At 58.0% G+C, this 19,819-nt stretch carries 6 protein-coding genes; 1 reads left to right on the top strand and 5 read right to left on the bottom strand.

Annotated features, from left to right (window positions below; translation table 11 throughout):
* Positions 1-3 precede the first annotated feature (3 nt).
* The 3 genes from K7H09_RS06290 to K7H09_RS06280 form a co-directional block, all read right to left on the bottom strand.
* Entirely contained in the window at positions 4-5,655 is a 5,652-nt protein-coding gene (locus tag K7H09_RS06290; protein WP_230804159.1) for a YDG domain-containing protein, read from the bottom strand.
* 95 nt (positions 5,656-5,750) lie between these two features.
* Positions 5,751-11,798, bottom strand: a complete 6,048-nt coding sequence (locus tag K7H09_RS06285; protein WP_230804157.1) for an MBG domain-containing protein — start codon at positions 11,796-11,798, stop codon at positions 5,751-5,753.
* A gap of 95 nt (positions 11,799-11,893) precedes the next feature.
* Positions 11,894-12,862, bottom strand: a complete 969-nt coding sequence (locus K7H09_RS06280; protein WP_230804155.1) for a helix-turn-helix transcriptional regulator — start codon at positions 12,860-12,862, stop codon at positions 11,894-11,896.
* Positions 12,863-12,983: 121 nt separating this feature from the next.
* Between K7H09_RS06280 and K7H09_RS06275 the strand changes: the two genes are divergently transcribed.
* On the top strand, positions 12,984-15,182 hold the full coding sequence (locus K7H09_RS06275; protein ID WP_230804153.1) for a CHASE2 domain-containing protein: 2,199 nt from the start codon (positions 12,984-12,986) through the stop codon (positions 15,180-15,182).
* Between the two features lie 34 nt (positions 15,183-15,216).
* Here K7H09_RS06275 and K7H09_RS06270 read toward each other — a convergent pair whose 3' ends face one another.
* Positions 15,217-18,153 (bottom strand): FecR family protein, encoded by a 2,937-nt coding sequence (locus K7H09_RS06270; RefSeq protein ID WP_230804151.1) that lies wholly within the window; start codon positions 18,151-18,153, stop codon positions 15,217-15,219.
* Between the two features lie 9 nt (positions 18,154-18,162).
* Positions 18,163-19,473, bottom strand: a complete 1,311-nt coding sequence (locus K7H09_RS06265; protein WP_230804149.1) for a hypothetical protein — start codon at positions 19,471-19,473, stop codon at positions 18,163-18,165.
* Positions 19,474-19,819 lie beyond the last annotated feature (346 nt).

The following is a 19,819-nucleotide window of genomic DNA, read 5'->3' as shown; positions in this document are numbered from 1 at the left end:
TGATCATTCCCCTTCAGTTTCTTGATCGGCGGCAGAGGTATTGATACCGCCCGCCACTATTTCTATGCCTGCAGGCAGGGTGGATGGTAAGTGCCCTTGCGTTAACTCATTGGCGCGTCTCAGCCGCTCTTCCTCGTCAGTGGGTGATGCGTCTTGAAGCGCTTGATTGACGGCTGCGTCGATAGTGGCCCCTAAAGCGAGAGAGGCGGGTGGCTCTGGTTCAGGCTGCTCCGGCTCCGGCCCTGGTTCTGGCTGTGGCTCTGGTTCAGGCTGCTCCGGCTCCGGCCCTGGTTCTGGCGGTGGCTCTGGTTCAGGCTGTGGCTCTGGTTCGGGCTGCGGCTCCGGTTCAGGCTCTGGTTCGGGCTCTGGTTCAGGCTGCGGCTCTGGTTCAGGCTGCGGCTCTGGTTCAGGCTGCGGCTCTGGTTCGGGCTGCGGCTCTGGTTCGGGCTGCGGCTCTGGTTCGGGCTGCGGCTCTGGTTCGGGCTGCGGCTCTGGTTCGGGCTGCGGCTCTGGTTCGGGCTGCGGCTCTGGTTCGGGCTGCGGCTCTGGTTCGGGCTGCGGCTCTGGTTCGGGCTGCGGCTCTGGTTCGGGCTGCGGCTCTGGTTCGGGCTGCGGCTCTGGTTCGGGCTGCGGCTCTGGTTCGGGCTGCGGCTCTGGTTCGGGCTGCGGCTCTGGTTCGGGCTGCGGCTCTGGTTCGGGCTGCGGCTCTGGTTCGGGCTGCGGCTCTGGTTCGGGCTGCGGCTCTGGTTCGGGCTGCGGCTCTGGTTCGGGCTGCGGCTCTGGTTCGGGCTGCGGCTCTGGTTCGGGCTGCGGCTCTGGTTCGGGCTGCGGCTCTGGTTCGGGCTGCGGCTCTGGTTCGGGCTGCGGCTCTGGTTCGGGCTGCGGCTCTGGTTCGGGCTGCGGCTCTGGTTCGGGCTGTGGCTCTGGTTCGGGCTGTGGCTCTGGTTCGGGCTCTGGCTCCGGCGTTGGTGGCTCAGTAGCGATCGTGAGCAGTGCACCCGCAAAATCGATGCTGTAGTTGGGGTTGTTTGCGTCATCCACCGTACCTTGCTCAATGTCATAATCACCTAGTTCCTCCCCCGCCACGCGGCTAAGCTCACCGTCCAGGGTGTCGCCGCTGACCAATCCACGACCGGTGGTCATGGCCTCGGCTTGGTAAGTCAATGTGGGATCGTCGCGGCCCTGGTATTTTTGTTGGGCATCGGCGGTGACGTCCACCGGGCGGCGGGTGACGGTGTAGCTATCTGGCTTGGTGATCGTATTGGTCAGGGTGTAGTTGGCGGCATCGTCGCCGCTTAGCGTGCCATCTGCCTCTTGACCATAGTCGCCGGCATTCACGTTGTTGGAAGTGCTCAGTGTGGTACCTGTAAGGGCGACTTGTGCAGTGACCTTATCACCACCTATTACGTTATCCAGGCTAACGTCACCGGGGGCCAGAGGGTCGCCGTAGACTGATTGACCATCAGCGATCTTGGTGACCGTTATAGGACGAGGGGTGATATCGGCGCTGAGGCCGCTGGGTTGGGTAAAGCTATAGTTGCCGGAATCCGCACCGGCCAGTGTATAGCCGGTGACGTTGACCTGCTTGCCGTTGCCGACATTCTTATCTTCAAAACTGCCCACCACGGCGGTAGCGTCGATGGAGACGGCGTCGCCTGTTACCAGACCATCCAACTGAGCGGTACCCGTTATTGTGGCCTCTGTGGTGCTGTCGTAGATTTTGTCGTCGGCGTTGGTGCCGGTGATGTTGAGCGGGCGAGCGGTGACCTTGTAGCTATCCGCCTCGGTGTAAGTTGCCAAGGTATAGTTGGCGGCATCACTACCTTCCAGGCTACTGGTATCAAGCTCTTGGTCGTAAGTGTCAACGATAACCTTACCGGAGGTACTCCTCGTGGTGCCTGTGAGCACATCTGCCTGCGCGGTGACTTCATCGCCATCGACCACGTTGCTTAGGGTAACGTCACCAGAGCTCAGCGGTTCTCCGTAGACCGATTGACCATCAGCGATCTCTTTGGCCGTTATAGGGCGGGGGTTGATGGTGCCAGTATGCGTGGTATCCGCCAGCGTATAGTTACTGGCTAGACCATTGCTACCATCGCTAAGCGTGTAGCTAGCAGTGGCGTCGCGCTGCCCAGCGTTGGCGCTGTCGAAGCTGCCGGTGGCGGTAACGCCTAGTTTTTCACTCCCGATCAGACCGTCCAGCGCGCCTGCCGTCACGGTGGCGTCCGTGGTGCCGTCATAGTTTTTGTCGTCGACGGTCGTGCCGTTGATAGAGAGCACGCGAGGATCAATGGTCGCGGTATGTGTGGTATCTGCCAGCATATAGTTACTGGCTAGACCATTGCTGCCATCGCTAAGCGTGTAGCTAGCAATGGCCTCGCGCTGCCCAGCGTTGGCGCTTTCGAAGCTACCGCTGGCAGTAACGCCTAGCTCTTCACTCTCGATCAGACCGTCCAGTGTGCCCGTTGTGACAACGGCATCCGTGGTGCCGTCATAAACTTTGTCATCGACATTGGTGCCATCGATGGAAAGAGGGCGGGGTGTAATGTCCAGGCGAGCACCAGCATAGCGGATATCGTAGCCCTGCTGGTCGGAGAACAGTCCCGACAGCGTCAGGCTGTTATCACTGGTGCGATAGGTAGCTGCATTGGCGTCATCAGTCGCATACGTGAGGCTGCCATCCAGCGTCGCATTACTTACGTCCGTGTCATAAGCGGCGGTAGAGCCACTGGCAATATCGCCATCATAGGTCTTATCTGAAAGTGAGGTGATGGCCACCGGCGTGAGAAAGCTTCGCAGTAGCGGTGTGGAATGGTCGTCATAAATGCGCCAGATCGCATCAGTACCGCCCTGGTCGTCGATATCGCTTCCCCAGGCCCCGAAAGTGCTGAGTTGAGTGAGTTCGGCGTAGGTTTTGCCTTCGCCCGCGCCAGAATCGTTGGTCGGATTGATGGCATTTCCATCGGCATCGGTAGTGGCGTAGTAGCTGTTGAACCAGACGCTAAGGTGGCTCCCGACCAGCCCGCCGATATCACTGTTGCCGCTGACTGTGCCGGTGGCGTAGGCATTGGTGATACGATGAACGGAGTAGCCCAATAATCCGCCGATAAATTCACTGTCCGTTCCTGTACCTGTTACATCCCCCGTGGCGTAAGCGTTGACAACGGGGCCCGCAACTGTCCCTATCAGTCCGCCAACGGCAACTTGGCCAGATACGTCGCCGGTGGCGTAGGCATTGGTAATTTTGCCGTTTTGTACACCTCCTACCAAGCCGCCGACTCCGCCTTCGCTACCGTTTACCTTACCGGTGGCGTAGGCGTTATCGATACTGACAAAAGAGCTGCTGTCAGCATTGTTATTACCCACCAGACCGCCGACGAGTTTATTGCCAGACACCGCGCCGTTGGCGTAGGCATTGGTGATTGAGCTGTATTCGTTATAACCCACAAGCCCACCAATGTTCTCACCAATGCTGTCGTCGCCATCTACGTCACCGATAGCGTAGCTGTCAGCTATTTCCACTTCAGCGGCATGGCCTATTAATCCGCCTACGTTTTTTGTGCCGCTAACCTTTCCGGTGGTGTAATTATTTTTAAGCTTTAAAGATGTATAATTTGAATTAGTCCCTCCGATTAGACCACCTACAGTTTCTTTTCCTGTGACGTCCACATGGGTATGACTGTCTAGTATTGCTCCACGTACACCAAATCCATTTCCAACTAATCCGCCAACCCTTTCCTGCCCTATTACTGTGCCGGTGGTGTAAACATTTCTTATAATTGGTGCATTTCTACCACTTATTAGAGTCATCCAACCCAGTAAACTACCAACACGACGATCACCGCTTATATTAACGTCGGTTAAGCCAAGATTTGAAAACTGGGCAATACCCTGAGCAATGTTACTAGCTGTACCGTTGGTAGTACCAAATAACCCAACTCCAAACTCCTCCGTTCCACGATTAATAGTTAATCCAGAAAGAGTGTGCCCCAAGCCATCGAACACGCCACTGAAACTTTTCGAGGGTGAGATACTGTCACCAATTGGCTTCCAACCTTTCCCGCTGTCCCAATTTTCCGTATCACTGGCATCGATATCCGCGCCCAGGGCAAAGTTGCCAGAAAGGTGGCTGTTGCCTTGTAGATCGCTGAGGTTTGTGTCGCTGCCGCCGGTCAGCCGGGTAATCACGGTAAAGTCGATCCGGTTGTTACCATCGCCGCCCAACTGGGTCGAGAAGCTCTGTCCGGCCTGCAGATTGACCGGGGCATTAACAGTGTAAAGAGCTGTTTCACCGTCGATCTCGCCGTTTGTGCTGCCCTGGCCGTACTCCAACGCCAGCTTGCCGCCACCACCCTGGCTGGCATCTATTTCCTCGTTGATTTCGATATTCCGCTGGGCGTTCAGGGTCAGGGTATTACCGCTGCTCCAGGTGACCTCGTCGTTGACGAAAATATCGCCGTTGCCGTCTTCGCCGCCCTGAACACTTGCAATGGTGACGTTGTTCTCGGCGAGGTTGTTGGAAAGGGCATTGCCGGTCATATCGGCACCCGACGACGCGACAGTGTAATCCTGCGGGTCAATCAGCCACTCGCCGGTCTGGCCGTCATCGGCGCGGGTGGTGACAGTGGCCTCGTCCATAATGCTGACCTTGGCCGCACTGGTTTCGATAAAACCGCCGTCGCCGCCGCTTGGGTTGAGAGAGGCGGGCGCTGACGCATCCAGCGTACCGGCCACGCGGGTCTCGCCGTGCTCCATATCGCCCATCAGCCAGATCTCGCCTCGGTCGTTTTCAGCTACCGTGCGCGCCTGGGTGACGCCGGTGTGGTTGATCACGCCGGCGGCCAAGTCGCCTGCGGCTTTGGCGGTCAAATAGACCCGCCCACCGTCGGCTTGGATGGCGCCGCCTTGCTCGATGTAGGTATCCAGCAGGGCTTCTTCTACCTCGATTTTGATCGGACCGCCCATATCCAAGGTGACGCGGCTACCGGCGCCCATCATTACATCGCCGCGCGGGGCGGTGATGCTGCCTTTATTGATGATTTCGGCGGCGATCAGAGCCACATAGCCTTCTTCAGCGGCGCGGATGTTGCCTTGGTTAATAATCGCGCTGCTGCTGTCGCCCTCAAAGGTAAAATCCCCGGCCATAAAGTCTTTGGGGCTGATATCCAGCGTTGAGGCCACCAGACCGCCGACATCCACTTGGGCGGTGTCACCAAACACAATACCGTTAGGGTTAACGAGGAAGACCTGGCCGTTGGCGTCAATAGCCCCCCGAATCTGCGAGAGCTGATCACCAGTCACGCGGTTAAGCGCAGCCGCGTCGTGGCCGGGCTGGTGAAACTCGACGCGATGGCCCTCCTTAACAGAGAAGTCATCCCAGTCGATGGCCATACGGTCACTGTTTTGGTTGATGCGCATCTCGTGGCCGGACTGCTCGATAGTGCCGATACCGGCACGGATCTCCCCGCCCGAGGGGATGCCGCTGGCGAAGGCGCTTAGGGGCAGAAGTATCAAACTCCCGGCCGCCAACGACGTCACCGAACCGACGGTGTGGGAACGGCGCGTCGATGATTTGCCGTGGCGTTTAACGTTTTCAGGTGCGACTTGCCACTGCCCCCTGGCCGCGTTCCAAACGGTGCGATAGATGCGGTTCATGATCCCCTGTCCCCTTTTGAGTGATACTTTTTTATTAGCCTACCAAGGGGCAGTGGGGGGGCGCTTCCACTCAGCGCTACACTTTGGGGGGAGTATTACTCATTCTCGGTAGTGCCATCGCCAATAGAGGTATTGATGCCTCCCGTCACGATTTCTATACCAGCAGGCAGCGTGGGGGATGAGGGCCGTTGCGATAACCCATTGGTGCGTCTCAGTCGCTCTTCCACGATAGCGGGCGAGGCATCTCGACGTGTCTGATTGATGACCGCATCAATATTGACTCCTAAAACTAGAGGGGAGGGTGACTCAGGCTTCGGTTCAGGCTGTGGTTCGGGCTGCGGCTGTGGTTCGGGCTGCGGCTCTGGTTCGGGCTGCGGCTCTGGTTCGGGCTGCGGCTCTGGTTCGGGCTGCGGCTCTGGTTCGGGCTGCGGCTCTGGTTCGGGCTGCGGCTCTGGTTCGGGCTGCGGCTCTGGTTCGGGCTGCGGCTCTGGTTCGGGCTGCGGCTCTGGTTCGGGCTGCGGCTCTGGTTCGGGCTGCGGCTCTGGTTCGGGCTGCGGCTCTGGTTCGGGCTGCGGCTCTGGTTCGGGCTGCGGCTCTGGTTCGGGCTGCGGCTCTGGTTCGGGCTGCGGCTCTGGTTCGGGCTGCGGCTCTGGTTCGGGCTGCGGCTCTGGTTCGGGCTGCGGCTCTGGTTCGGGCTGCGGCTCTGGTTCGGGCTGCGGCTCTGGTTCGGGCTGCGGCTCTGGTTCGGGCTGCGGCTCTGGTTCGGGCTGCGGCTCTGGTTCGGGCTGCGGCTCTGGTTCGGGCTGTGGCTCTGGTTCGGGCTGTGGCTCTGGTTCGGGCTGTGGCTCTGGTTCGGGTTCCGGCAGGGGGGCGATCTGCAGCTCGCCTTCAACAAAGGCGATAGCGTAATTGGGGTTCTGCACGGTATTCAGATCCCCTTGGAGAATGGCGTAAAGCCCCACTTCCTCGCCTATCTCACGGGTCAGATCCCCTGCGAGGAAGTCGTCACCCACCAAATTGCCATCGGTGATTTGCCAGGTCAGTGTCGGGTCATCATTGCCGTAGGTTTTGTTTTGGTCGTCGGCGGTGACGGTGATGGCGCGGGGGTCAATGGTGAGGGTGCCGTCTTCGAAAGTCAGGTTGTAATTTTGATCTGTGCCGCTGGCGGTGTGGGGGTAGCTGCCTGCATTGGTGCCACTGCCACCAGAGGTGGTGACACTGTCGAGTACGTTTTCATCTTCACCATTGACCAAACCGGTGACGGTATAGCCAGTGACGTTTTGCTCGGTACCGTCGTAGGTCACGGTATCGCTACTGGCGGTGACGGTGGCGTCAGCCTTCTTAATGATCAGTTCGCCATTATTGAACGTCAAATTGTAATTTTGCGCGTTGCCGCTGATCTCGTGGGCGTAGCTGTCCGCATTTTTACCACGGCCCCCCGTAGTGATGACATTGGTGAGGTCTGACGGAGTGTCGCTACCCACCAACCCAGTAGCGCTAAAGCCGGTGACACTTTGTTCGGTGCCGTCGTACGTTACGGTGTCGCTGCTAGCGATGACGGTGGCGTCAGCCTTCTTGATGATCAGTTCGCCATTATTGAACGTCAAATTGTAATTTTGCGCGTTGCCGCTGATCTCGTGGGCGTAGCTGTCCGCATTTTTACCACGGCCCCCCGTAGTGATGACATTGGTGAGGTCTGACGGAGTGTCGCTACCCACCAACCCAGTAGCGCTAAAGCCGGTGACACTTTGTTCGGTGCCGTCGTACGTTACGGTGTCGCTGCTAGCGATGACGGTGGCGTCAGCCTTCTTGATGATCAGTTCGCCATTATTGAACGTCAAATTGTAATTTTGCGCGTTGCCGCTGATCTCGTGGGCGTAGCTGTCCGCATTTTTACCACGGCCCCCCGTAGTGATGACATTGGTGAGGTCTGACGGAGTGTCGCTACCCACCAACCCAGTAGCGCTAAAGCCGGTGACACTTTGTTCGGTGCCGTCGTACGTTACGGTGTCGCTGCTAGCGGTGACGGTGGCGTCAGCCTTCTCGATGACCAGTTCGCCATTATTGAACGTCAAATTGTAATTTTGCGCGTTGCCGCTGATCTCGTGGGCGTAGCTGTCCGCATTTTTACCACGGCCACCCGTAGTGATGACATTGGTGAGGTCTGACGGAGTGTCGCTACCCACCAAGCCAGTAGCGCTAAAGCCGGTGACGCTTTGTTCTGTGCCGTCGTACGTCACGGTATCGCTGTTGGCGGTGACGGTGGCATTGGCCTTCTCGATGATCAGCTCGCCGTCGGTGAAGTCGAGGTTGTAATTGTTATCCGTGCCGCTGATGGTATGGGGATAACGGTCGGCATCGGTGCCGCTGCCGCCAGAGGTGGTGACACTATCGAGTACGCTTTCATCTTCACCATTGACCAAACCGGTGACGGTATAGCCAGTGATGTTTTGCTCGGTGCCGTCGTACGTCACGGTATCGCTGTTGGCGGTGACGCTGGCGTCAGCCTTTTCGATGGTCAGGCTAGCTGTATCGTTGTAGCTGATATCGTAGCCTTGCTGATCGGAGAACAGCCCCGATAACATGAGGTTGCCATCAGTGGTGCGGTAGGTGCCTGCATCGGCGGCACCAGTGCTATACGCAAGGCTACCCTCCAGCGCCGCGCCGCTCACGTCCGTGCTATAAGTGGTGTCGTCGCTGCTGGCGATGTTACCGTCGTAGCTCTTATTCGAAACATCAGGTGTGACGTTCAATGGTGTTAAAAAGCTGCGCAGCAACGGTGTGGTACGGCCTTCATATATACGCCAAGTGACATCGCTGCTGCCCTGGTCATCGATGTCATCTCCCCAGGCACCGAAGGTGCCGGGTTCGGTTAGCGCTTCAAGGGTTACTCCTTCACCTCCACCGGAAGCATTCGTCTGATTGATATTATTTCCATCGGCATCCGTTGTGGCGAAGTAGCTGTTGGTTATGGTGATAGCCGGACTATTACTAGAGCCAACAAGACCGCCGACGAAGCTATTGCCTGTCACATTGCCCGTGGCGTAGGTATTAGTAATCTTGCCGCTAAAGCCATGGCCCACTAGCCCGCCAGCCCAAGTATTGCCCTTTACATTGCCTGTTGCGTAGGCATTGCCGATAGTTCCGCCTTCGTTACTGCCCACTAATCCACCGGCTTGTCCATCGCGGCTCTCCACATTGCCCGTGGTGTAGGCGTTAGTGATATGACCTCTATAGCTGTTCATACCTACCAGTCCACCAGTAACAAATCGGCCTTCCACGTCGCCCGTGGAGTAACTGTTGGTTATGTCACCATCGTAGAGGTAGCCCACCAATCCTCCTACAAAGGTGTCGCCTATCACACTACTATCTACTAGGCCGATATCTCTTATGTTTGAATCATTATTGGTGCGGCCAAACAGGCCAACATAGCCTTCATCTGACCGGTCGATGGTTAGGTCACTGATGGTATGGCCGAGGCCGTCAAAGGTGCCAGTAAAATTGTTACTGGCATCACCGATGGGATCCCAGCCCTCACCGCCATTGGCGCTTTCACCTGCCAGACTGGCATAGCCGGTGGTGGTATTATCAAGAGAGTTAACGAGAGAAAAGTGGTATCCCCCACTCAATAATTCACCACTGGCGTTAATGTTTTGAAGTTGCTGCCAGTTGGTGAGGGTAAACGGCTCGACTGGAGAACCATGCCCTGCTTCAAACAATGTGGCAGTCTGGATATCTTGTTGGCGAGTGGTGCCATTGAGATAAGGCAAGCTAACCTGATAGCCCTCCGCATTGGCATCGGTAGCAAATGACCAGATCGGCGCATTAAAGCTATTGACGATCAATGGGCTCATCAGCTCAAAACGCGTTACGCCTGTGCCAACGCCGGAGTCGTTAGTTGCGTTGATCGCCGTGCCGTTGGCGTCAGTGGTGGCGTAGTAGCTGTTATTGATATTACCGCTAAAGACTTTCCCCACTAGCCCGCCGACATCAGTGCTGCCCGTCACATCGCCGGTAGCGTAGGCGTGGGTAATATCTTCACGGGTAAACCCTACCAACCCACCGACATAGATGCTGCTACCCGTTACATCGCCAGTGGCATAGGCGTTGGAGATAACGCTGCTATCATTGCCACCAACCAGCCCCCCGACAATGTCGCTGCTGCCCGTTACATCGCCAGTGGCGTAGACGCGGGCGATATCACCACCAAGAGTAAACCCTAAGAGCCCACCGACATTTTGCTCGCCAGTAACCGTACTGGTTGCGTAGGCGTTGAAGATGTCACTCTTGTTATAGCCAACCAGGCTACCGACCCTGGATGAGCCCGAGACGCTGCCACCAATCAGGCCGATATTACGAATTATGCTGTTGCTGTCGGTAACGCCAAACAGGCCAGTGAACGGCTCGTCGGGGCGGTCGATGGTCAAGTCATTGATCGTATGGCCAAGGCCGTCAAAGGTGCCGGTGAAGGCTTTGTTTTGGTCGATGACATATTCACCAATGGGATCCCAACCCAGGTAGATTGGATTGTTGCTGGCATCTGTACCGTCCTGATCCCAGATGGCGGTTGGTGAAGCATCGATATCAGCCCCAAGGGCAAAGTGACCGGAAAGGTGACTGCCAGTGCCTTGTAGATCCACTAGGCTGGTGGTATCTGCATCCGCATTTTTCAGAGCAGTAATCACCGTGAAGTCGACAGTCGATCCATTGCCGCGTTTTGTCGAGAAGTTTTGTCCCGCTCGCAGATTGATCGGGGTATTGACGCGGTAGTCACCGCTACCGCCGCTCTGGCCGTACTCCAGTTCGAGCTTGCCGCCGCTGCCCTTTGAAGCATCTATTGTTTGATTGATCTGGATATCACGCCAGGCACTGAGAGTGAGGGTGCTACCACTGTCCCAGGTAACTTCGTCATTAACGAAGATATCGCCGTTGCCGTTTTCATCACCATCACCGCAGGCCACGTTGGTGCAACCAGCATTTGAGCCAGTCGTTTCGATCATAACATCGTTATTACCCAGCGCGCTGGAAAGCGCCGTGCCGGTGAGGTGGCCGCCACTTTCAGCAATAGTGAAGTCGTAGGGGTCAATCAACCACTCCCCCGTTTCACCCTGGTCAGCTTTAGTAGTCACGGCGGCCTCATCCATAATGCTGACCTTGGCCGCACTGGTTTCGATAAAGCCACCGTCGCCACCATTGGGTGCCGAGGCATCCAGGGTGCCAGCCACGCGGGTCTCGCCGTGTTGCATATCACCCATCAACCAGATTTCACCCTGCTCGTTTTCAGCAACCGTGCGCGCCTGGGTGACGCCGGTGTGGTTGATCACGCTGGCGGCGAGATCGCCAGCCGCTTTGGCGGTGAGGTAAACCCGCCCGCCATCGGCTTTAATGGCACCGCCTTGCTCAATGTAGGTATCCAGCAGGGCTTCTTCGACCTCGATCTTGACAGGGCCGCCCATGTCCAGCCGCACACGGCTGCCCGCGCCCATCATTACATCGCCGCGCGGGGCGGTGATGCTACCTTCGTTGATGATTTCAGCGGCAATCAGGGCGACATAGCCTTCGTCACCGGTACGGATGTTGCCCTGGTTGACAATCGCGCTGCTGCTGGAACCTTCAAAGGTGAAGTCCCCGGCCATAAAGTCTTCCGGGCTGATATCCAGCGTTGAAGCGACCAGCCCGCCCACGTCGACCTGGGCTGTATCGCCAAAGAAAATGCCGTTGGGGTTAACGAGGAAGACCTGGCCGTTGGCGTCAATAGCCCCCCGAATCTGCGAGAGCTGACCACCAGTCACGCGGTTAAGCGCGGCGGCGTCACGGCCGGGCTGGTTGAACTCAACGCGATGGCCCTCCTTCACAGAGAAGTCATCCCAGTCGATAGCCATGCGGTCGCTGTGCTGGTTAATGCGCATTTCATGGCCGGACTGCTCGATGTTGCCGCTACCGGCGCGTATCTCTCCGCCCGAGGGGAGGCCGCTGGCGAAGGCACTGAGCGGGAAGAATATCAAACTGCCTGTGGCCAAAGCGGCCATCGTGCCCACGGTGGCGGAGCGTGGTGACGTTTTACCCTGGCTTTTAACGGTTTCCGGCGCCACTTTCCATTGCCCTTTGGTCGCGCTCCAAACGGTGCGATAGATCCGGTTCATGGTCTGCCCCTGCGACTAGTATTTTTTTACTAGCGTACGCATTCGCAAGGGGGAGGGCTTCCACTCAGCGTTACACTTGCCGTACTCATTGGTTGTTAAATGCGAGAGTGGATGGCGATATGCCGCGCTTCGCCGGGTGGAATCCCAAAGCGATGCTTGAAGGCGCGATAAAACCATGAAATGTTGTTGAATCCGGTTTTAAACGCAATATCGCTAATGGATCTTGGCGGTGCTTGGCAGTTTGTTAGTGCGTTAAAAGCGATTTGCAGTCGCTGTTCAAGTAAATAATCGGTAAAGGATGTGCCTTTACTGTTAAACAGCGCTCGGATATAGCTGGGTGATACCGCATGTCGCGCTGCGATAGATTCTAGGCTGATTGGCGTCCGCGCAAGCAGTTTGATATCAGCTTTAATGGCTTTCAATCTAGCCGCTCGTAGCCCACCCCATAGGGAGCGATAACTTGAGTCACGAGTAGCGCCGAGTGATAAGCAAGCAAGATCAAACAATTGCCTCCTTAATGGTTCTGTTGAAGTTTCCACGACAGCATTTTGGGGGTGAGTAAGCGAAAGAGCGATCCGGATAATATGCTGTAGTGGCTCACTGGGAGGCAGTAACGTTTTGGGCACGCGATCCAGGCCGTGAATAAGCGGCGCTAACTGGGCACGTGAAAACGCAACGCTGAGAAAATTAACTCGCTCACCGTGAAAATCAACGCTGCCTGATTGATGGTTGAGAACAATGCGAGCCCTGCCTGGGGTGCAGGCCAGCGTATCGTGGGCTTGTAGATGTGAAAGCCAACCGCCCTGGCCACCGGGGTGGATCAAGAAGGTAATGTCGTCGTTACCATCGACCACTTGAGGTGATTTGCGCGCCGCATGTAATGAAGACGCTGTCACATTGGCAATCGATATGCCAGGCAGTAGCTTAATACGTGTTTCCACATGTGGTGTTTGCTTTTTGGGCGCATCAAGCTGCACCTGGGCGATTGCGCTATAGATGTCTTGCGCAGCTTCCAGTCGTTCGTTAGGCGCAAAGTCATTCGTCGAAAATGAAATAAAAGCCATGGCGGGCGTCGCGTTAGAAAGAATGATTAGAGCCCTACTATACAAAATGTGAGAGACGTTGAAAGCAAGGAAAAACACAGAGTGGTAGCGTGTAAAAACTGACAGCAACAAGGTTGGGGTTATGACGATAGCCAATGGTACAAGGCATTGGCGGTGGCTGCAGGTTGGTGGCGGTGTCGCCATCGTGCTGGTGATGTTGCTAGACCTGATGGGGTGGGGACCGCTGCCGTTTCTGGAGCGGCTGGAATGGCAAACCTACGATACCCGGGTGCGCGCTACTCTGAGCGACGAGGAGGCCGACCCGTCGCTGGCGATCATCGATATTGATGAGCGTAGCCTGTATGAAGTGGGCCAGTGGCCATGGCCGCGTACGGTAATTGCTGAGCTGATGGAAACGCTGTTTGATACCTACGACGCGGCGCTACTGGGCGTGGATATCGTGTTCGCCGAGCCGGAAGGCCAGGCCCTTGAGCAGTACTGGGAAGAGTTGGTAAATGCTTACCCTGAGCTTGAAGAGCGCTCGCCGCCGGAAAACGGCGACGAGGTGCTGGCCGAGACGCTGACCAATTTTCCCGTGGTGCTGGGCTACTACTTTCAGGCTGCCGTCGCTGAAAATGACCCACCGCCGGTGGGCGAGTTACCTGCCCCGGTTGAGGTGGCCGACGGCGGATTATTGGCGGTGCCCGAACCGGAACGTTACACCGGCAACCTGCCCGCGTTGCAACACAACGCCATGGGCGGCGGTTTTTTTGATAACCCCCGCGTCGATGACGACGGTGTGTTTCGCCGCGTGCCGCTGTTGCAACGCTGGGAAGGCGAGCTTTATCCGAGCCTACCGCTGGCCATGCTGATGGCCATGATCGGCGGGCCGACCATTCAGCCCCAAGTGGCGGAAGGCGCGGGCATGGCCCAACTGGAAGCGCTGGACGTGGGCGGGTTCGAGATACCGGTAGATAACGAAGGTGCAGCGCTGGTGCCGTGGTACGGCGAGCGTGGTCACTTTACCTATATTTCAGCGGCGGATGTCTTGAACGAGCGGGTAGATCCTGAGGAATTAGCCGGTAAAACGCTGATTCTGGGGGCCTCGGCCCCTGGGTTGATGGATTTGCGCTCCACCCCGGTAGGCGGCGTCTTCCCTGGGCCAGAGGTCAATATGTCGTTGCTGGCCGGCATGCTCCACCAGCGCTTTCATGCTCAGCCGCCGTGGGTGGCGGGGTTTGAATTCTTGAGTCTGGTGGTCCTGGGGGCTGTGATGGTGCTGGTCTACCCGCGCTTGAGCGCGCCGGTGTTGCTGGTGGCAAGCGCCGGGCTGTTGGGCATTACGCTGGGCGGTAACCTGTGGGCTTGGCAGCAGGGCCTGGTGCTGCCGGTGGCGTCGCTGCTGGTGTTGTTTGTCGCCCAGATGCTATGGCATCTGGGGCTCAATTTCCTGCGCGAGTCTCAGCACAAGCGCTGGGTGGCCGAGCGCTTTGGGCAGTACGTGCCGCCGAAGCTGGTTGACGACATGGTGGCAAGCGGCGAAGGCGTTGACTTAGAGGGTGAGGAACGCGAGCTGACCGTGCTGTTTTCGGACGTTCGCGGGTTTACCGCGTTTTCTGAATCGATCCCGCCGGAAGAGTTGACTCAGGTGATGAACCGCTTGCTGACGCCGCTGACCGAGGCGATCCACGCTCACAATGGCACCATCGATAAATACATGGGCGATGCGATTATGGCCTTTTGGGGGGCGCCGCTTCACGATAGCGCACACGTTGAGCACGCTCTGGAAGGAGCGTTTGCCATGCTGGCAGCGTTAAACGAAATTAACCAGACGTTTACCCAGGAGGGAAAACCGTCGCTCGCCATGGGCGTGGGGCTGAATACCGGCCCCATGAGCGTGGGCAACATGGGTTCCAGCTTCCGCATGGCGTATACCGTGATGGGTGATAACGTCAACCTGGGTTCACGCCTTGAGGGGTTGACCAAGGCGTACGGGGTGAGCGTGCTGGTCAGCGAGACAACGGCGCAGGAGGCGCCCCAGTGGTGCTGCCGCCGGTTGGATAAAGTGCGCGTAAAAGGCCGGGCCGCGCCGCTCTGGGTGCTGGAGCCAGTAGGCAAGTGGGCGCAGCTGAGCGATGGGCAAAAAGCGTGGCAGGCGGCGTTTGAGCAGGCGGTGGGCCTGTATCAGGCCCGCGAGTTTGGCAACGCCGAGGCGGCGTTCAATGCCTTGGACGACCCTGACGACCCGCCCACACAGCTGTATCTGCAGCGCATTGGCTACTTTACGGAGAACCCACCCCCGCCCGACTGGGACGGGGTGTGGACGCATACCGATAAGTAGCCAGGGTGCGGATTGGCGGGGGCGGGCGGTTGGTTTAACGCTCCAGCAGTCCGGTGCCGCTGTAGTTGCCGAGTTCGTCGCTTGCGGCTTCAATCAGGCTCATGATTGCCTCGGCATCTTCGCCGATGTACCTGCCTTGTAGGCTGGCAGCATCGAAGCAGTCGGTTTCGCAGTTTTCGTGGGTGAGGTCGAGAGTATCGATCGGGAAGGTTTCAAACCCATCCCCACTGGCATTGGCTGTTTGCTCACCCACTAACTGACCAAATTCCTCTAACTGCATGCTGACTGCGACGCTGCTTTCTTCGCCGTCACTTGCGAGTGTGAGGTTGCTTGCGTCAAGAATTGGGATCACATCGCCGCCTGACGCCGGCACCAGGCCGGTGCCGCCTGCCCAATTGAAAGTGACTCCTTCGGCGAGCTGGCCGCTAAGCTCCCCTAGTGCTTGGTCACTTAGCGTTGTGCTAATGGTGTCGGCGAGTTCATCCGACACGCTAATAAACGGAATGCTCTCTCCTAAGGGCTGTTGTTCTTCAGGAAAAAATGGGTCGGGGGTCTCTTCGTCCCAGTAGCCCCAGACAACGTTGCCCTGGGCCACGCCTTGGCCACCTTGCTCGGTGGGCGAGGTGTTTTGCTCGTAAAAACCGTTTAAATAGTCGCTGCCGATGAGTGTCGTTAAGCTATTTTCGGTGGTAGGCGGAAAGTCGATCCATACCTCCGGTGCCGGGTCGCGGCCAAAGCCGAGGCTACCGTAGCCGGTCAGAGGGTCTCCTTCCTCGCCGTCGATCTCTACGTAGAGGTTGCCGATCAAACCGTCGAGGGTGCCGTCATCATTGCTGTCCTCTCCTTCGTTGCCGGTGAAGCGCGAGGCAAAGTAACCGCCGCTGACCGGGATTGCGTCGCCGTCTTCATCGCCGGGATTTGGCTCGCCAATGGGGGCGCCTTCATTGCCAAAGGTTAGGCGTTGGCTGCCGTCTCCAGAGTCGAAGAAAAAATTTTCCAGCCATGATTGTGCCTGGGCGAGATAAACTTCGCCGCTGTCGTCGATCAGGTAGAAGCGCGCTTGGGCATTTAGCTGCACACCTCCGTCGGCCTCCAAATAGACAAGTGAGAATCGCGAGTCCTCTTCCCGGACGCTGAGTTCACCGCTTGAGGCGGTCAACTCGCCGGGCGTCACCAGTGAAAAGTCCAGCCGATTGTAGGGTGCGAACGGGGCGTCGGGATCCAGGTCGGCAAGGCGTTCGATCAAGTCGGTGGCGTTGCTGGGGGATAGCGTTTCAAGCGCCCGCGTTTGGTTAGTACCAGCGTAGTGCAGCTCGCCGACCTCGCCCAGCGGGGTGAGCAGCGTTTCTCCGTCCTGGCTGAACGTGGCAACCTCATCGACCGACCAGCGGCCCCAGTAAATGACCGTAGCGCTATCTAGGGTTCCGTCGCGTTCGCTGAGCGAAATGACGCGGACGTTTGCAGGAGTGCTATCAGCTGGTGTTTGCAGTCGCTCGTCGCCGCGCTCGGCGGAGGTGAGCTGGTCTTCAACAAAGCGCACGGCTTCCGCCGGTAGCCGTGCGCTGCCCCCTTCACCGGTGGTTAGGGCAACGCTGCCTTGGCGGGTCAACCGCTCGTTACTGTCGCCTGTACTGCCCTGGCTGAGCATGGTCTCGGTGTCATCAAAGCCCAGGGTTTCGGCCGGCTGAGGTTCGGGCTCTGGCTCTGGTTCGGGCTCTGGCTCTGGCTCTGGTTCGGGCTCTGGTTCTGGTTCGGGCTCTGGTTCGGGCTCGGGCTCTGGCTCTGGCTCTGGTTCGGGTTCGGGCTCTGGCTCTGGCTCTGGTTCGGGCTCTGGTTCGGGTTCGGGCTCTGGCTCGGGTTCGGGTTCGGGCTCTGGTTCGGGCTCGGGCTCTGGCTCTGGTTCGGGCTCTGGTTCTGGCTCTGGTTCGGGTTCTGGTTCGGGCTCTGGTTCGGGTTCTGGCTCTGGTTCGGGCTCTGGTTCGGGTTCGGGTTCAGGTTCTGGCTCTGGTTCTGGTTCTGGTTCTGGTTCGGGTTCCGGTTCCGGCTCGGGTTCAGGCTTCGACTCTAGCTCGTCTTCAATATCGTCACTCAGCGCATTGGCATTGGTGGCTTGTTGGTTAGCCAAGTTGTCGGTCTGGTCTCGCTGGAGCTGCTCGTTGGAGGCTGGGGCGAGAACGGCGTTATCAAAGAAGGTGCCGCTAGTGGCGTCGTTGTTGGCGTCCTCGGTATCGGCATCTAGCGTGGCGCTGGCAAGACTTGGCTCCTGGAAATCGTCGCTTTCGTCCTCGCGTTCCCCCATGTCGCTGCGCTGTTCTTCCAGCTGTTCAAAGATGTTGATGCCATCGGCCAGCAATTCGGGCGTGGCGTCAGCGGCTGAGGTAAAAACAACGTCGCCCGGGCGTGCCAAGCGCTCGCCGGCGTCGGTATTCATGCTAAGCATGCCACTTTCCACATATAAATAACTGCCGGTGTTCATGCTGGGTAGCGGGGGCATGCTACCTTCGGGCACGTGGAGGATCTGGAAGCTGGTGCCGCGAATCCCCATGGTGGCGACCGGTGTTTTGTGGCTGACATTTTCCGGGGCGTTGTGCCCGATTGCACCAGTGATGGCACGTAGCCCACCTTTGAGTAGCTCGCCGCTTAGCTCGGATTCCTCTGGGTTTTCCTGGTTGTCGTCGTAGCTTTCCAGGGTGTAGGTGGTTTCGGGCTGGAGCGCTTTGGTGCCGCCGTCACTATAGCGGATCTGTAGCGTGCTGGCGCTTTGGGTACGGAAGGTGTCGCCAGCAAAGATGTCATCGCCGCGTTCAGCGTCACTGCGCTCGCCGTCGCGCTCGATCGTGGCATTGCCATGGATGAACATTACTCGCCCGGCAGGCGCGTCGGCGAGTACGGCCATGGGTAGAATGAGGCTGCCGACACTGGCATGCAGCGATACCCAGCGGGCAATGGGATGTTGTGTAAAACGAGCCATAAGCCCTCCCTAGAAGAGATAACGCACGCCGATCTGCGTTTGCAGGCGTGTCGAGTCGTAAAAGTCGATAGTAGCGTTGCGCTTTTCATAGTCGGCGGAGGTTTCCACCAGCCAGTGTCGATTGAACTGGTAGAGCCAGCTCACGCGCGCTTCCCATATCTGCTCTTCGCGCGCTTGAGATTCATAGCGGGTGGTGATGTTATTGACGTCATCCTGATAATCACGCTGGCGGTACCCAATATCGCCACGTATCAGCTGGCGCTCGCCGATGGGGACATCAACGCCTACGCCGAGCTGCCAGTGGTTGAGGTCACCGCCGTCTCGCTGTTGGTTGCTTTCACCACCGCGGGCCCATTCCTGGCCTAGCTGGGCCTGCCAACGAAGACTGATGTCGTTGAGCGGCGTTGTCAGAGTTACGCCCAGCCGGCCGGCATCGTAATCGCTCTGGGCGTTATCGAAGTCGTTGTGCTGGGCGCTCGCCTGCCAGGCAAGTTCGCTCTCGCTGCCGATCGTGTAGGCATAGCGGCCGGTGAGGCCCCAACGGGTCAATAGCGGGTCCTGATCGGCGCCGCCCCAGCCTTGTAACAGGCTGGGCTGCAGCGTCATGGTGTGGCCGTTGTCTAGCTCGCGCTGGTAACCGGGGGCGAGTTGCACGAGGGTTAGGTCGATCTCATCCGCCGAATCGCGCAGGTAACGCTGGGTTTGTGCGGTTGTACTCATCAGCCAGCGCGAGCGATCGTCGATCGGGTAGCGGCCTTGGTAATTGGCCTGCCAGCGATGATAGACGCTGGAGCGACTGGCAAAGGTGGTCTCGTCAAGCTGGGCGGGGTCGTCGGGTTCCAGCGCACCGCTATCGATCAGTTCATCCACCACGCTGCGTAATGAGGGGGGTAGCGGGTCTAGGGAGATCTCGCTTTGATAACGCTGGGGGTTACTGTCATATCCAAAGGTGACGCCAATGCTGACGTTGTGCTGAGGTGCGTTTTCCTCTTGCCGACGTTGATTGATTTCGGCTTTGAAGCGGCCAATAGCTGCTTGCGCCTCGGGCGGGGGATACAGGGCTTCCAGGCGCTCGATTTCCTGTTCGGCAGCGCGGCGCTGGTCCAGCTGCAGTAGGGCGGCCACCCGTTCCATGCGTGCTCCCGCATGCTCGGGCTGGATAATCAGTACCCGGTCCAGGGCTATCAGCGCGTGGCTGACTTCACCGGCGCGCAGGGCAATGACACCCAACCAGTAGTCAAACTCAGGCTCACCGCTATGCTGTGCTTCGGCGGCTTTCACCTGCTCGTAGGCGGCTTGGGCATCGTCCTGTTCGAGCATTTGACGCGCGTTTTGGAGCGTTTCTTCATAGGCAAAGACGCGCGGAATACATAGCAGCCAGAGTGAGATGCTGAATAAGCCGCAGAGACGTCTAGGTCGCCTTTTTGTGAATGCCATTAGGTAACCTGCCATGTTGGTGGGTATGTGCCTGACGGCACATTTTGAGAATGTGACCAGTCGTTACTGTTCAGCCTACAAGCTAGCAAAAATCATGGCTTCCACTCAGCGTTACACGTGAGCGGATATTGATGTTTGTGATAGAAGGAACCATCAATGAGGTTATTTTTGGTATTGGAAGGCCTGCATGACACGATAGGTAAGTGAGGTAAGCGGCTATCCTTAAACG

This window comes from Halomonas sp. IOP_14, from assembly GCF_021021315.1.
Lineage (GTDB): Bacteria > Pseudomonadota > Gammaproteobacteria > Pseudomonadales > Halomonadaceae > Vreelandella > Vreelandella titanicae.
This window is presented reverse-complemented; position numbering and strand designations above follow the sequence as displayed.

Bases quoted from the DNA above. Each gene is read 5' to 3' on its own strand.
- K7H09_RS06290 (WP_230804159.1), bottom strand. From the start codon at position 5,655: ATGAACCGCATCTATCGCACCGTTTGGAACGCGGCCAGGGGGCAGTGG.
- K7H09_RS06285 (WP_230804157.1), bottom strand. From the start codon at position 11,798: ATGAACCGGATCTATCGCACCGTTTGGAGCGCGACCAAAGGGCAATGG.
- K7H09_RS06280 (WP_230804155.1), bottom strand. From the start codon at position 12,862: ATGGCTTTTATTTCATTTTCGACGAATGACTTTGCGCCTAACGAACGA.
- K7H09_RS06275 (WP_230804153.1), top strand. From the start codon at position 12,984: ATGACGATAGCCAATGGTACAAGGCATTGGCGGTGGCTGCAGGTTGGT.
- K7H09_RS06270 (WP_230804151.1), bottom strand. From the start codon at position 18,153: ATGGCTCGTTTTACACAACATCCCATTGCCCGCTGGGTATCGCTGCAT.
- K7H09_RS06265 (WP_230804149.1), bottom strand. From the start codon at position 19,473: ATGCTCGAACAGGACGATGCCCAAGCCGCCTACGAGCAGGTGAAAGCC.